Source organism: Mesorhizobium sp. M1B.F.Ca.ET.045.04.1.1 (assembly GCF_003952465.1).
GTDB lineage: Bacteria > Pseudomonadota > Alphaproteobacteria > Rhizobiales > Rhizobiaceae > Mesorhizobium > Mesorhizobium shonense.
In genome coordinates, this window is sequence record NZ_CP034448.1 from 6,063,146 (window position 1) to 6,078,347 (window position 15,202).

Annotated in this window: 13 protein-coding genes; 7 read left to right on the top strand and 6 right to left on the bottom strand. The window is 65.1% G+C overall.

The window, feature by feature from the left end:
• On the bottom strand, positions 1-990 hold the full coding sequence (locus tag EJ071_RS30270; RefSeq protein ID WP_126101127.1) for a 3-oxoacyl-[acyl-carrier-protein] synthase III C-terminal domain-containing protein: 990 nt from the start codon (positions 988-990) through the stop codon (positions 1-3).
• Positions 991-1,308: 318 nt separating this feature from the next.
• Positions 1,309-2,106: an alpha/beta fold hydrolase gene (locus tag EJ071_RS30280; RefSeq protein WP_126101128.1), complete on the bottom strand. Its 798-nt coding sequence runs from the start codon at positions 2,104-2,106 to the stop codon at positions 1,309-1,311.
• A gap of 119 nt (positions 2,107-2,225) precedes the next feature.
• Between EJ071_RS30280 and EJ071_RS30285 the strand changes: the two genes are divergently transcribed.
• A complete protein-coding gene (locus tag EJ071_RS30285; protein WP_126101129.1) occupies positions 2,226-3,146 on the top strand; it encodes a LysR family transcriptional regulator in 921 nt (306 codons plus the stop codon).
• On the opposite strand, the gene EJ071_RS30290 is transcribed toward EJ071_RS30285, so the two are convergent.
• Positions 3,143-3,592 carry a DNA polymerase III subunit chi gene (locus EJ071_RS30290; RefSeq protein ID WP_126101130.1) on the bottom strand — a complete coding sequence of 150 codons (450 nt, stop codon included), beginning with the start codon at positions 3,590-3,592 and terminating at the stop codon, positions 3,143-3,145. The two genes, EJ071_RS30285 and EJ071_RS30290, sit on opposite strands and share 4 nt — an antisense overlap.
• Before the next feature lie 10 nt (positions 3,593-3,602).
• Complete coding sequence (locus EJ071_RS30295) at positions 3,603-5,144, bottom strand: leucyl aminopeptidase (protein WP_126101131.1); 1,542 nt, start codon at positions 5,142-5,144, stop codon at positions 3,603-3,605.
• Positions 5,145-5,494: 350 nt separating this feature from the next.
• Between EJ071_RS30295 and lptF the strand changes: the two genes are divergently transcribed.
• The 6 genes from lptF to rsmA all read left to right on the top strand — a co-directional run bounded on the left by lptF (position 5,495) and on the right by rsmA (position 13,329).
• Complete coding sequence (gene lptF / locus EJ071_RS30300; RefSeq protein ID WP_126101132.1) at positions 5,495-6,694, top strand: LPS export ABC transporter permease LptF; 1,200 nt, start codon at positions 5,495-5,497, stop codon at positions 6,692-6,694.
• A 2-nt stretch (positions 6,695-6,696) separates the two neighbouring features.
• Positions 6,697-7,779, top strand: a complete 1,083-nt coding sequence (gene lptG / locus EJ071_RS30305; protein ID WP_126101133.1) for an LPS export ABC transporter permease LptG — start codon at positions 6,697-6,699, stop codon at positions 7,777-7,779.
• On the top strand, positions 7,779-10,193 hold the full coding sequence (locus EJ071_RS30310) for an LPS-assembly protein LptD (RefSeq protein WP_189521297.1): 2,415 nt from the start codon (positions 7,779-7,781) through the stop codon (positions 10,191-10,193). Before lptG ends, EJ071_RS30310 begins: the two co-directional genes overlap by 1 nt.
• 239 nt (positions 10,194-10,432) lie before the next feature.
• Positions 10,433-11,359 (top strand): peptidylprolyl isomerase, encoded by a 927-nt coding sequence (locus tag EJ071_RS30315; RefSeq protein ID WP_126101135.1) that lies wholly within the window; start codon positions 10,433-10,435, stop codon positions 11,357-11,359.
• Between the two features lie 84 nt (positions 11,360-11,443).
• Positions 11,444-12,472, top strand: coding sequence for a 4-hydroxythreonine-4-phosphate dehydrogenase PdxA (gene pdxA / locus EJ071_RS30320; protein ID WP_126102782.1), 1,029 nt, complete (start codon positions 11,444-11,446; stop codon positions 12,470-12,472).
• 23 nt (positions 12,473-12,495) lie between these two features.
• Complete coding sequence (gene rsmA / locus EJ071_RS30325) at positions 12,496-13,329, top strand: 16S rRNA (adenine(1518)-N(6)/adenine(1519)-N(6))-dimethyltransferase RsmA (RefSeq protein ID WP_126102783.1); 834 nt, start codon at positions 12,496-12,498, stop codon at positions 13,327-13,329.
• 159 nt (positions 13,330-13,488) lie between these two features.
• Here rsmA and gmk read toward each other — a convergent pair whose 3' ends face one another.
• A complete protein-coding gene (gene gmk, locus EJ071_RS30330) occupies positions 13,489-14,163 on the bottom strand; it encodes a guanylate kinase (RefSeq protein WP_126101136.1) in 675 nt (224 codons plus the stop codon).
• A 5-nt stretch (positions 14,164-14,168) separates the two neighbouring features.
• A complete protein-coding gene (locus tag EJ071_RS30335) occupies positions 14,169-15,059 on the bottom strand; it encodes a YicC/YloC family endoribonuclease (protein WP_126101137.1) in 891 nt (296 codons plus the stop codon).
• Between the last annotated feature and the right edge of the window lie 143 nt (positions 15,060-15,202).

Sequence of the window (15,202 nt, forward strand, 5' to 3'; positions counted from 1 at the left end):
TCAGACTTCCAGCGCCATGCCGCCGAAGGAAACGCCGGCGGATGTGCCTAGCAAGAGCAGCTTCATGCCGGGCGTCACGCGGCCGTCGCGGCGGGCGATGTCGAGCGCGAAGGGAATGGAGGCCGCGATCTGGTTGCCGAAGCGGTCCGCGATGTCTACGAGCTTTTCCGGCGCGAAGCCAGTCTGGCGCGCCATGTGTGCCAACGCGAATGGGCTGGCCTGATGCGGCACGACGAGATCGACATCCTGATGCCGCCAGCCGGCGCGCTCCAGCAGGGCGGCGACGAAGCTGTTGAAATGGCGCGAGGTCAGCCGGAACAATTCCTTGCCGTCCATGTGGAAAAGGCTGTGGCGGGCGAACTCCTCCGGCTCCTTGCGGAAATCGAAACGTGTGCCGCCGGCGCCGATGCCGCAGGCTTCCCAGGCCGACGGGTAGGTGCGCATCAGGCTCGCCGCCACGCTGCCCTCGCCCGGCTTGGCCCTGCGCAGCACGGCAGCCGCCGCGCCATCGCCGAAGAGTGCCGCGACCTCCGGCGCGTCCCGCCACGGCAGCGCGCGCGAGGCGATCTCGGCGGAAAACACCAGCGCCGTCTCGCACTGCCCGGCCTCGATCATGCGGCCGGCGGTTTCGAAGGCGGTGAGGAAGCCAAGGCAGGTGCTGTTGACGTCGAAGGCGGCTGCCGAACCATCGGCGAGCCCGAGGCGATGCATGACCAGAGGCGCCGTCGCCGGCAGCGGCTGGTAGGGCACGCCGCAGCCGCCGATGATGAGATCGACGGCGCTGGGCTCGAGGCTGGCATCAGCAATCGCAAGGCGCGCGGCAGCGCAGGCCAGATCGATCTGCGATTCGTCCCCGCAGACATAGCGTTGTACGACACCGGTGGCGCCGTCGAGCGCGCCCCGGCCGAGGCCAAGCCTCTCCTCCAGGGCGCTCGTGGTGACGCACTCTGCCGGCACCGCCCTGCCGGTTCCGACGATTCTGATCCGCATCCTCCCCCATGCGTGCACTCGCGTCTATCTAAACCAAAATGTGGATCAGGTGCGATGGCAACGATTCTGTCGAGGGGATAAAAACGCCGGCGGTTTTTCACTATCGCAGGTCGGCGCCGCCCCTCATTGCCCTGCCGGGCATTTCTCCCCGTATAGTGACGGGGAGAAAGAAGCCGTGATCGACGGTTTCGCCAATCGTCGGGATGGCCAAGAAATGGTGCTGTGGCGGCGGCCAGTTCCCTTCTCCCCGTCACTATACGGGGAGAAGGTGCCGGCAGGCGGATGAGGGGCAGCGCCGACGTCCGATGCCTTGCGTTTCTATCGCGCGATAAGAAACCGCGTCACCGCCTCCATGAACTCCACTGGGCGCTCGACATTGAGCAGATGGACGCCGGGAAGCAGCACAAGCTCGGCGCCGGGGATTGCCGCCGCGATCGCCTCGCTGTGGCTTGCCAGCGTCACCTTGTCGTCCTCTCCGCCGATGACCAGTGTCGGCGCGGTGATCAGCGAAATCGGGCGGCGCAGGTCGGCGTCGCGCACAGCGGCGAAGCACCCGGCGAGCCCTTGCGGCGACATGGCGAGGATCGCGGCGTGGAATTCCTCGACCGTCTCGTTCTCGCCGGCAAGCATCGAAGGCGGGAACCAGTTGCGCATGAACATGTCCGCGGTGGCCGACAGGTCACTGGCTGAAAGCACGTTGCGTATCTGCTCGTCGAAATAGGATGCCGGCCCAAGATGCGGCGAGGTGTTGGAGAGGATCAGGCGCTCGATGCGCTCCGGCGCATGGATGCCCAGCCACTGGCCGACGAAGCCGCCCAGCGACAGGCCAAGGAAATGCACACGGGCAGGCCTGAGGAAATCGAGCAGTTCCAGCACATCTCGCCCGAGACGGTCGAGCGAATAGGCGCCGGCCGGCGCATCGGAGCCGCCATGGCCGCGAAAATCATAGCGCAGCACCCGGAAGGATTTGGCGAGTTCAGCAACCTGGCCGTCCCACATGTGCAGTGTCGTGGCGATCGAATTGGACAGCACAAGCACCGGCCGGCCTTCTGGCCCGTCGAGTCTGTAGGCGATGCGGGCACCGTCGCCGGTCGTGAAATGAAGTGTTTCGGTCATTTTGGTCCTCATCCTGTTTGGCGGGAAGTCGTCCCGCGTCAGTTCGATGAGGAAGCTAGGTCTGGTTACTATCGAAGAAAATTACTATGATTTGACAATCTCTGTAGGATATTTCGACATTGCACGATCTGAAACTCCACGACCTGAGGTGCTTCGACGCTGTGGCGAGCGAGGGCAGCTTTCAGGCCGCCGCGCTTGTCCTGAGCCGGACGCATCCTTCCGTCTTCGCCGCGGTCGCACGACTGGAAGAGCAGCTCGGCCTCGCCCTGCTCGACCGCAGCGGCTATCGCGTGAGCCTGACGGAGGAAGGCCGCCTGTTCCACAGCCGCGCCCGGCTGGCGCTGCGTGAGCTCGAACATCTTCAGAGCTATGCGGGGCAGCTGGCGAGCGGCGAGGAGACTGTCCTGCGTGTGGTAATGGGCGACGTCTGCCCGAGGCCTAGAATCCTCGGCCTGCTCAGCCGCTTCTTCGCCGAGCGGCCCCGCACGCGCCTGCACCTGGAATACGAGGCGATCAGCGGGCCGGTCGAACGGCTGATGGACGGCGAGGCCGATCTCGTCTTCCACCGCGCCAATCCGTCCGATCCGCGTCTCGACGGGATCGATCTTTGCCAGGTGAACTTCGTTCCGGTAGTGGCACCGGGCTTCCTGCCCTTCGACAGGAAGCATGACATCACCCCGGAAGCGATGCGGCCCTTCACCCAATGCGTGATCCGCGATACCGCGCGGCGCCCCTCGCCAGAGAATTTCTTCGTCATCGACGGCGCGCACTCCTGCTCGACGCCGGATCACATGATGAAGAAGGAGCTGATCCTGCACGGGCTTGCCTGGGGCCATTTGCCCGAGTGGCTGATCGAGGATGAATTGCGCGACGGGCGGCTGATCTCCATCGCCGGCAGACACATTCCCGGCCGCGCCGAGACGGTCGCAGCGGTACGGCGACGCGACCGGCCACACGGGCCGGTGGCCGAGGCGTTGTGGCTTCATTTGCAGGCGCAGGGACGCGACCAAACCCTAGAGGATCGGGGCAGCGTTGCTTAAGCCTTGCGTTCCCACCGCCGGTCCGGCGTCTGCTGCCAGTAAGTGACGGCGTGGCCGGCCTCCTTCAAGGCCTTCCACTGGACCCGCGCGCCTTCCAATTGCGCCGCGTCATGGCCGTCGAACAGGAAGACGGCACGCTCGTAGCCGGAAAGCTCGGGCGGGTTGGCGCCATCGACGAGGAAGCGTATCTGCGCGGCATTGGGGTTGCCCTCGCCGGTGGTGAGCAGGATCGGCTGCTCAGCCGGATAGGCTTCGCGGTCGGTGGCATGCGCGAGGAAGGAATCGTCGCGAAAAGTCCACAGATGCTGGTCGAGCGCGTCGCGCCGGTCCTCGGTGCCGGTCTGCACGACTGCGCGCCAGCCGCGCTCGACGCTGCGCTCGAGGAGGCCCGGCAGCGCCTCCTCGAGCGTCGATTCCGTCAGGTGGTAGAACAGGATGTCGGCCACCTTGAAAGCCTTACCCCTCGTGGTGGTCGCGCACCAGCCTATCGAGCAGCCTGACGCCGAAGCCGGAACCCCAGGACTGGTTGATCTCGCTCGCCGGTCCGCCCATCGCGGTGCCGGCAATGTCGAGATGCGCCCAGGGCGTGTCCTTGACGAAACGCTGCAGGAACTGGGCGGCGATGATGGCGCCGCCATAGCGGCCGCCGATGTTCTTCATGTCGGCATTCTTGGAATCGATCAGCTTGTCATATTCGGCGCCGAGCGGCATGCGCCACAGCCGCTCCTGCGTCGCCTGGCCGGCGCCGGTCAGCTGGCCGGCCAGTTCGTCATTGTTGGAGAACAGGCCGGCATAATGCTGGCCGAGCGCGACCATGATAGCGCCGGTCAGGGTCGCCAGATTGACCATGAATTTCGGCTTGAAGCGGTCGTTGGTGTACCAGAGCGCATCGGCAAGCACGAGGCGCCCTTCAGCGTCGGTGTTGAGCACCTCGATGGTCTGTCCGGACATGGAGGTGACGATATCGCCCGGCCGCTGCGCGTGGCCGTCGACCGCGTTCTCGACCAGGCCGATGACGCCGACGACATTGGCCTTGGCCTTGCGGGCGGCCAGCGCGCTGATCAGCCCGGTGACGGCGGCCGCACCGCCCATGTCGCCCTTCATGTCCTCCATGCCCGAGGCCGGCTTCATCGAATTGCCGCCGGTATCGAAGGTGACGCCCTTGCCGACGAAGGCGATCGGCGCGTCCTTGGCCTTGCCGCCCTTCCATTGCATGACGGCCATGCGGGCGCCGCGCGGCGAGCCTTGCGCGACGCCAAGCAGCGAACCCATGCCGAGCTTCTTCATCTCCTTCTCGGTGAGGATCTCGACCGAGACGCCGAGGGCTTCCAATTCCCTGGCGCGGGCGGCGAACTCGACCGGCCCAAGCGCATTGGCCGGCTCGTTGACCAAGTCGCGCGCCAAAAGCACGCCGCCGATCACCGCCTCTTCCTCCGCGAAGGCTTTTTTCGCGGCGGACGGGTCGGTGCAGTGGATGGTTATCTTGACGGGCTTCGCCGTGTCGGCCTTTTTGGCCTCCGCCCCCTTGGCGCCGGCCCCTTTGGCGTCAGATTGGCCCTCTTCCTTGTCCTTCCTGGTCTTGTACTTGTCGAAGCCATAGCTGCGCAGGAGGATGCCGGCGGCAAGGTTCGCCGCCTGCCTGCCGTCCGGCTGGAGCTCTGGCAGATCGAGGATCACGGCGGCTTCGGTCGCCTTGCGCAGCGAAGCCGCAACGGCGCCGCCGAGCTTCAGCCAGGCATAGTCGTCGAGGCTGGCGACCTTGCCGGCGCCGATCGCGACCAGCCGGTCCACCGAGGTCCCTTCCGGCGCCAGTACCTCGGCCGAGCTCGCGAACCTGCCGGAGAAATCGGCGACCGGAAACGCGCGAGCAAGCGCACCCGCCGGGTCGCATGCCTTCGCGGCCTCGCCAAGGCCGCCGCCGTCGGCCGCGAGCACGAAGACGCTGCCTTTTTTCGGCGCGGCGAATTTGGCGAAGGCAATCGAAGGTCTCGAAGTCATCAGATCCTGCTTTCGGGGTGAGGCGCCGCGAACCGGCTTTCAAGCGTGCGCGACATTTGGTCGTTTTCGGGCATTTGGCAAGACTTTGGCCGAAATCACTGTCTATATCGGCGTCGAAACCAACGAAGGATTCGTCGCGGCAAGAGGTAAGCTTCCTGCCGCAACCTGTTGTTAACCATCAATGTTTCGCATTTCTTATCCATTGACGCGGACACTCCGCCGCGCCGGGGCGCGTGGCGTGGGAGCGACAAACCAGATGAGCCGCCTATGGACCCGGTTGTGCGGGCGTCACCGGATGACTACCTTGTCGGCGGGCATGATGCCGTTCGGCACAATCGAGAAAAGCCTTCATGAAGGTCGTTGAACGCTACATCATGCGTCGCACCGCTGCGATGTTCCTGGCGGCGCTGGTCTGGACGCTGGCGATCGTGTGGACGACGCAGGTGCTCGCCAAGATCGACCTCGTCACCGACAGCGGCCAGTCGGCGCTGACCTTCTTCGAAGTCGCGGCCCTGATCATCCCTTCGATCATTCCGATCGTTGTGCCGTTCGCGCTGGTGGTCGCGGTGGCGCAGACGCTAAGCGCCATGAATACGGATTCGGAACTGGCGGTGATCAACGCGGCCGGCGCCTCGCGCTGGACGATCGCGCGGCCGATCCTCCTGCTGGCGCTGGCGGCAAGCGTCTTTTCCTTCGCCGTCGACAACGGCGTCGACCCTTATGCCAGGCAGAAGAACCGCCAGCTGGTGGCAGCCTCGCGCGCCGACCTCTTGTCACTGATCATCCAGGAAGGCACTTTCCGCAAGATTGACGACGGCCTGTTCCTGCAGATCGGCGAACGGCTCCCGGACAACAAGCTCGGCGGCATCTTCGTCGCCGATTCGCGCGAGGAAGGCGCCAACCTCACCTACTACGCCAAGACCGGCAGCATCGTCGAAAAAGGCGACGAGAAGGTGCTGATGATGAATGACGGCGTCATCAACCGCAAATCGGTGACTGGCGACCTCTCCGTCATCCGCTTCACCTCCTACGCCTTCGACCTGTCGGCCTTCATGTCGGCGGCGAACGAAATCACGCTGCTGCCAAAGGACCGGACGACGCAATATCTGCTCAATCCGGATCCCAACGACAGGATGTTCCAGCGCCAACCCGGCAGCTACACGGCCGAGCTCGACCAGCGTTTCTCCGAGTGGTCCTATTCGCTGGTGTTCGCGCTGATCGCGCTCGCCGTGGCCGTCGACGCACGCTCGCACCGCGAGGCGCGCATCCATCCGCTGATCACGGCAATCGCAGTCGCCCTTTTCGTGCGCTGGCTGGGTTTCTTCGCCGCGGGCAAGGCCGACAAGGTCTGGTACTACGCCTATATGGTCTATGCCGTGCCGATCGTGGCATCGGCGATCTCCGTCTGGTTCATCGTCTCCTCGCGAAGCATGGAACTGCCGTCCGCCTGGGCCGACTGGATGACGAATCTCGCCGGCCGCGCCGGCGAGGGCTGGACCGCGCTCCGGCTGTGGTTCGCCCGGCGCGGCACCTCCGGCCAGGGAGCCTGACGATGGGCTGGACGCTGGGCCGCTATTTTTTCTTTCGCTATGTGACGATCACCGTCTGGTTCTTCCTCGGCCTGCTGGCGCTGGTATTCCTGATCGATTTCACCGAGCTTTCGGGCCGCACGACCGGGCTGCCGGGCTTCACCTACGGCACCGCCTTCGCCATTTCGGCGCTGAGGATGCCGATGATCATGCTGCAGACGGTGCCGTTCGTCGGGCTGTTCTCGGCGATGGCGACGCTGGTGTCGCTCAACCGCCGCTACGAGCTGGTCATCGCGCGCTCGGCCGGCGTTTCGGCCTGGCAGTTCCTGTTCCCGTGCTGCGTCGGGGCGCTGATGTTCGGCGTGCTGTCGGTCGGTGTGCTCAATCCGATCGCCGCGCATGGCTTTTCATGGTCCGAGCAGATGGAAAACCAGCTGCGGGCCGGCAAGTCGAACGCCGTCCCGCAGGACACGACGCCCTGGCTGAGGCAAAAGACCAGCTCCGGCGACACCATCATCGGGGCCCGTGCCATCCTCAACCAGGGCCTGGAGATGGCGGACGCGGTGTTCTTCGTCCTCGACCAGCAGGGCAACATCGTCGAGCGCAAGGATGCCGCGCGCGCCTTCCTGCGCGACGGCTACTGGGAATTGCAGGACGTCAAGCTGTTCAAGGACGGCAATATCCGTCCCGAGGCTTCCGACCGCGTGCCGACCAATCTCAAGCCGGAATTCGTGCAGGAGCGCCTGGCGCGCCCGGAAACCATCCCGTTCTACGAGCTGCCCAGCAAGATCGAGGTTGCCCGCTCCTTCGGCCTCAAGGCAAATGCCTTCGCCATGCAGTTTGATTCGCTGGTGGCGCTGCCGTTCCTCCTCGTCGCCATGACGCTGATTGCGGCAACGGTTTCAATGAGATTTGCGCGAATGGGGCAGTCGGCGACGATGATTCTGGGTGGCGTCCTGGCCGGCTTTCTGCTTTATGTCGTTTCGGTACTGGTCAAGGCATTCGGGGTCGCCGGATTCGTGCCTACAATGGTGGCTGCATGGGTTCCGGTTGTCGTGGCTATGTTCTTTGGGGTGACATTTCTGCTATACAAGGAAGACGGCTAGTGAGGGAGGCTGGTTTGCGCAGCCATAGGCAGGCCGGTTTGGCACGCCTTTATGGGGCGACAGCCTTGGCATGTCTGTTCGCCTGCGTGGTACCGACGGTACCGGCGCTGGCGCAGACTATCACGGCGAATCCCGTTCCCTCCGGCACGCAGATGCTGCTGGCCGCCGATACGCTCGTCTACAACAACGACAACCACACCGTGACCGCCGTCGGCAGCGTGCAGATCGACTATGGCGGCAACAAGCTGGTCGCCCAGCGCGTCGAATACAACCGCGACACCAAGCGGCTTGTCGCCAGCGGCGCCGTCGAGCTGATCAACAGCGACGGCACCAAGATCAACACCGACCATATCGACATCACCGACGACTTCGCCGACGGCTTCGTCAACGCCTTGCGCGTCCAGACGGTCAACGATGCCTATTTCGCTTCCGAGAGCGCCGAACGCATGGGCGGGGTGCTGACGACGTTCCACAACGGCGTCTACACCGCCTGCGAGCCTTGCGAGGACAAGCCCGATTCGGCGCCGACATGGCGCGTCAAGGCGCGCAAGATCATCTGGAACGGCGAGAAGAAGACGGTTCGCTTCGAGAACGCGAATTTCGAGTTCTTCGGCTTTCCGCTCGCCTATCTGCCGGCCTTCGAGATCGCCGACCCGACGGTCAAGCGCAAGAGCGGCTTCCTGATCCCGGGCATCGTCTACAACACCCATCTCGGCGTCGGCGTCAAAGTCCCCTATTATTTCGCGCTCTCGCCGACCTACGACCTCACCGCCACCGGAACCGGCTATACCAAGCAGGGCTTCCTCGGCGAGGCCGAATGGCGCCAGCGCTTCAACAATGGCGAATACAGCCTGAAGATCGCCGGCATCCAGCAGCAGGATCCCGACGCCTTCATCGGCACGGGTAATCGTCACACTGTCGATTCGGGAGATCTCAACGATCCCAACAAGTTCCGCGGCATGATGGGCACCAATGGCCAGTTCGCCATCAACGAGCGCTGGAATTTCGGCTGGGACGTGCTGCTCCAGACCGACAAGAATTTCTCGCGCACCTATAACATCGATGGCTACAACGGCCTCGTCCACCAGTCGTCGATCTATCTGACCGGCCTGAGCGACCGCAATTATTTCGACGTCAGGGCCATGCGCTTCGAGGTGCAGGAAGACACCCTCTCCAGCGATCCGACGGCGCGCGCGGCCAAGCAGCCCTGGGTGCTGCCGTCGTTCGACTACGCCTATATCCCCGACATGTCGGTGGCCGGCGGTCAGTTGTCGCTCAACGTCAATGCGCGCGTCATCAGCCGCGACCGCTTGGATGCGGTGTTGGCCGATAACACTATCCCGACCTCCATCAACAATGTGCGCGGCCTCGAGGGGCAATCGAGCCGATTGACGGCCGAAGCCGAATGGAAGCGCACCTTCACCACCGACGGCGGCCTTCAATTGACGCCGTTGCTCGCCTTCCGTGGCGACGCAGGCTATGTGTCGACCACATCCGAATCGCTGGCCGCGGTCAACCAGATGGCGGCGAATCTCGGCGAGAACGTCGACATGCGCTCCTCACTCGCCCGCTACATGGCCACGCTGGGCCTCGAGGCGCGCTGGCCGCTCCTGTTCTCGATGCCGAACTCCAGCCACGTCCTGGAGCCGACGGCACAGATCTTCGTGCGGCCGAACGAGCAATATGTCGGCGGTCTGGCGGTTCCGAACGAGGACGCGCAGAGCTTCGTCTTCGACGCCACCACGCTGTTCGAGCGCGACAAGTTCTCCGGCTACGATCGCATCGAAGGCGGCACGCGCGCCAATGTCGGCTTCCGCTATTCGGGCGCCTATGAAAATGGCTGGGGCACCAACGCCATCTTCGGCCAATCCTATCAGCTGGGCGGCGAGAACTCGTTCGACGCGCCGGACCTCGTCAATGTCGGCGCCTATTCGGGACTGCAGACCGCGAAATCCGATTATGTCGGCCTTGTCGGCTTCAACAGCCCGAGCGGCTTCTCCGGCTCGCTCAGCGGCCGTTTCGACGAGCAGAGCTTCGAGGTCAGGCGCGCGGAGATCAAGGCCGCCTATTCCGGCCTGCCGGTTTCGCTCAGCGCCAAATATGCCTTCATCCAGGCGCAGCCGCTCTACGGCTTCACCACGGACCGCCATGAGGTGACGCTCGGCGCCTCGACGCATCTGGCCGAGAGCTGGCGGGTCTTCGGAACCGGCACCTACGATCTGGAGACAAGCGTCCTTGTCAAGGACGGCGTCGGCTTCGCCTACAACGATTCCTGTTTCACCTATGTGATGACGTTCTCGCAGACGCGCGACACGGTCACCAAGGAGGTGTCGCAGAATATCGGCTTCAATCTGTCGTTCCGCACCCTCGGTGATTTCGGCACGTCGACCAGCGCCGTCGACACGATCCAGTAAGCGGGGGGAGCCAGTAAGCGGCGGCAGGCACGGGCCGCGGCGTTGCGCACCGCTTCGGGCGCAGACGATCCCGTGGACCTTGATTTGGCGCGCGAAGCTTCGAAAATGGGGCTGATTCTCGGGGACATGTGCCGGCGACATTGTTTCGCCGCATAGGACGGGCATGGGGTCGACCACATAGCGCATGCGTTCGGAGGACGTGCGGCGCCATGATGGCGGGTAAGAATTGGGAAGGTGAGATGAGGAAATACCTGTTTTCGGCAGGATTCGCGCTGCTGGTTGCGGCGACCTCGGTTTCGATCACGGCGATGACGCCGCCGGCGTTCGCCAGCCAGATCAAATATGTCGTCAACAACATACCGATCACCACCGGCGACATCGCGCACCGCGCCGCATTCTTCAAGCTGCAGCGCAAGAAGGGCGATGCCGCGCAGGAGATGATCGACCAGACGCTGCGCCTTGCCGAGGCCAGGCGGCTCGGCATCCGCATCACCGATCAGCAGGTCGAGGCCGCCTATCAGCGCTTTGCCTCCAACAACAAGATGCCGCTGGCCAAGCTCGACGCGATCATGTCGCAATCGGGCGTCACCAAGGAGCATTTCAAGGAATTCATCCGCGCCCAGATGGCCTGGAACCAGGCGCTTTCCGCGCGCTACCGCTCCGGCGAGGGCGGTTCGGTGACCGAGCAGGATGCGGTCCGCCGCATGCTCGACAAGGGCGGCTCCAAGCCGACCGCCATGGAATACATGCTGCAGCAGGTGATCTTCGTGGTGCCGGCCTCCGAGCGCGCCTCCACGCTCGGCAAGCGCAAGCGTGAGGCCGATGCCATGCGCGCCCGCTTCAACGGCTGCAACACCACGCGCGAATTCGCCAAGGGGCTGATCGACGTCACGGTGCGCGACCTCGGCCGCGTGCTGGCGCCGCAATTGCCGCCCGACTGGGCCGAGCAGATCAAGGCGACCAAGGTCGGCGGCGCGACGCCGACGCGCGAGACCGAACGCGGCGTGGAATTCATCGGCATCTGCTCCTCGCGCGAGGTTTCCGACGACAAGGCCGCGCAGATGGTGTTCCAGGCCGAAGGCGGCAGCAACGACAAGGATGCCGACGAGCTCAGCAAAAAATATGTCGAGGAACTGCGCAAGAAGGCCACCATCGTCGAGCGCTAGGCCGTCTCGGCGGATGACAGAACAATGCTCGATCCTCTCGCCCTGCCCCCAAGCAGGCAGCGCACAGCGCAGGACGCCATGAGCATGCGCAGGACCGATGCGCCGCTGGCGCTCAGCGTCGGTGATCCCTCCGGCGTCGGGCCCGAGATCGCCATCGCCGCCTGGCAGGCGGGCGACAGCGGCGGCGTGCCGCCTTTCTACCTGCTCGCCGATCCAGCCCTGATCGAGGCCCGTGCGCGCGAGATCGGCGCCACCGTGGCGATCATGGAGACGGTGCCGGGACAAGCGGCGCATCATTTTCCCCGCGCGCTGCCCGTCGTTCCGCTCTACGCTCGCCATCTGGACAGTCCCGGAAAGCCGAATCCGGCCAATGCCGAAGGCACCATCGAAGCGATCGACCGCGCCGTCGCCGACTGCCTCGCCGGCCACGCCGCCGCGGTGGTCACCTGCCCCATCGCCAAGAAGCCCCTCTACGAGGCCGGCTTCCGCTTTCCGGGCCACACCGAATACCTGGCGCATCTGGCCTCGCACCACACCGGCACCGAGGTGACCCCGGTGATGCTGCTTGCCGGACCCGAGCTGCGCACCGTTCCGGTCACCATCCACATCGCGCTCGCCGAGGTGCCGAAGGTTCTGACGACGGAACTGATCGTCACCACCGCCCGCATCACCGCCGCCGACCTCAAAAGCCGCTTCGGCATCGCGCGGCCGCGGCTTGCCATTGCCGGGCTCAATCCGCATGCCGGCGAAGGCGGTGCGATGGGCTCGGAGGACCTTTCCATCGTCCTTCCGGCCGTCGAGACGCTTCAAGCCGAAGGCATCGATGCGGTCGGACCGCTGCCTGCCGACACCATGTTCCACCCACGGGCACGCGCCGGCTATGACGCGGCACTTTGCATGTATCACGACCAGGCGCTGATCCCGGCCAAGACGCTGGCTTTCGACGAGGCGGTCAACGTGACGCTCGGCCTGCCCTTCATCCGCACCTCGCCGGACCATGGCACGGCCTTCGACATTGCCGGCAAGGGGATTGCGCGCGCCGACAGCCTGATCGCGGCGCTGAGGCTGGCGCGCCGGCTGGCCGACAGCGGCCGCCATGCCGCGGCCGCATGAGGCTCGATTTGAGCGGGGCGCGCGTGACCATCGACGGATTGCCGCCGCTGCGCGAGGTGATCGAGCGCCACGGCCTGCAGGCGAAGAAGGCGCTCGGCCAGAATTTCCTGCTCGACCTCAATCTGACAGCCAAGATCGCGCGCGCGGCCGGGGACCTCGTCGAAGCGACGGTGATCGAGGTCGGCCCAGGCCCCGGCGGGCTGACCCGGGCGCTGCTCTTCAACGGCGCGCGGCGCGTGATCGCCATCGAGCGCGACGAGCGCTGCCTGGAGGCGCTGGCCGAGGTGTCCAGCCACTACCCCGGCCGGCTCGAGGTCATTCCCGGCGACGCGCTGAAGACGGATTTCGCCGCGCTTGCAGGCACGGCGAACGGTGGGCCGGTGAAGATCGTTGCCAACCTGCCTTACAATATCGGCACCGAGCTTCTGATCCGCTGGCTGACGGTGGCGAACTGGCCGCCCTTCTATCAATCGATGACGCTGATGTTCCAGCGCGAGGTGGCCGAGCGCATCACCGCCAGTCCGGGCAGCGACGCCTATGGCCGGCTCGGCGTGCTTGCCGGCTGGCGCGCGGAAGCAAAAATCGCCTTCGACGTGCCGCCGCAGGCTTTTACGCCGCCGCCCAAGGTTACCTCCTCGGTGGTGCATCTGGTGCCGCGCGCATCCCCGCTTCCCGCCGACGGCAAGAGGCTCGGCCGCGTCACCGAAGCCGCCTTCGGCCAGCGCCGCAAGATGCTGCGGCAAAGCGTGAAGAGTCTCGGCGGTGAAGCCCTGCTCACCCGCGCCGGCATCGACCCGACGCGCCGCGCCGAGACGCTCAGCGTGGAAGAATTCGTTCGGCTGACGAACGCGGTGTAAGGCGCCCTCCCTTCTCCCCTTGTGGGAGAAGGTGTCGCCGAAGGCGACGGATGACGGGTGTTCCAGGGAACGGCGACGCCTCACTCCGCTGGAACACCCCTCATCCGTCTCGGCGCTGCGCGCCGATCCACCTTCTCCCACAAGGGGAGAAGGGAAAAGTCACTCCGTCTTCTCGTCCAGCAACCCGGAAATGAAGTCGAACAGGCCCGGCCGTCTGTCGCGCCGAAGCCGCTCCGCCGTCACTATGGCGCGCACCTCGGCGAAGGCGCGGTCGAGATCGTCGTTGACGATGACGAAGTCGTATTCCTTCCAGTGCTCGATCTCGACGCGGGCATTCTTCAGCCTGGTCTCGATGACTGATTCCTGGTCCTCGGCGCGGCGCTTCAGGCGCGCCTTCAATTCCTTCATCGAGGGCGGCAGGATGAAGATCGAGACGATGTCGGCGCGCATCTTCTCCTTGAGCTGCTGGGCGCCCTGCCAGTCGATGTCGAACAGCATGTCGCGGCCTTCGGCCAGCGCCACTTCCGCCGGCTCGCGCGGCGTCGCGTAGAAATTGCCGTGCACCTCGGCCCATTCCAGCAGCGCGTCGGAATCGCGCAGCCGCTCGAACTCGCGCATGGTGCGGAAATGATAGTGGACGCCTTCGATCTCCGAGCCTCTGCGCGGCCTGGTGGTTACGGAGACCGACAGTTCCAGGCTCGAATCGCTTTCCAGAAGATTGCGCGCGATTGTCGACTTGCCGGCGCCCGACGGCGACGACAGCACCAGCATCAGCCCGCGGCGGCGGATACGGGATCCCAGATCCCTGGCGGCCGTCGGTTCCTTGGCAACCATCCCCGTCACTCCAGATTCTGAACCTGTTCGCGAAACTGGTCGACCACCGCCTTGAGCTCCAGCCCGATCGCGGTGACCGCGGCGGCGTTCGACTTGGAGCACAAGGTATTCGATTCGCGATTGAATTCCTGCGCCAGAAAATCGAGCTTGCGGCCCACGGCGCCGCCGCCGGAAAGCAGCGCACGCGCGGAAGCGACATGCGTCTTCAGCCGGTCGATCTCCTCGCGAATATCGGCCTTGGTGGCGAGGAACGCCGCTTCCTGGTGCAGCCGGACCGCATCGAGATTGGCCGACGCATCCATCAGCAGGCGGACCTGCTCGGCCATGCGCTCGCGGATCGCCGCCGGCTCGCGCGACGGGTCGGCCTCGGCCTTCAGCGTCAGCGCCTCCATGATGTCGATGTGACCCGACAACAGCATGCGCAGCGCGGCGCCCTCGCTCTGTCTTGCCTGCTCCAACCCGGTAAGCGCCAGGTCCAGCGCCGACAGAATCGCGGCGTCAAGAACGGCCCGCTCTTCCTCGGTCTCGACGGCTTCCGGAATGTCGAGCACGCCACGCAGCGCAAGCAGCCCGTCGGCGGTGGCGGGCTGGGTGCCGAACTGTTCCTGCAAGCGCCTGGCAAGGCCGGCCAGATCCTTCAGAAAAGCCTCGTTGACCACCGGCTGGACCTGCTGCGCGGCGGCGCGGCCAACGGTCAACGTCGCCTGGAAATTGCCGCGCGCGAAGCGCTTCTGCACGGTCTGCCGTACGGCGGTTTCCAGCCGGTCGAAACCTTGCGGCAGCCTCAGCCTCACCTCCACGCTCTTGCCGTTGACCGATTTCACCTCCCAGGCGACCGACGTGCCGTTGCACTCAGCAATGGCACGCGCGAAACCGGTCATGCTCTGCACGTTCATGATGCCGTCACCCCCTATCGCAGTCCGGGCGCGATTGCCCGAACATGCGCACCCTTGCAAGACGCCTGACCTTCGGCCGGGCGTCGGATATCCCCTCAAAACATGAATACGGCCCGGCGTCAAAGGAGGCGTGACAGGATCCG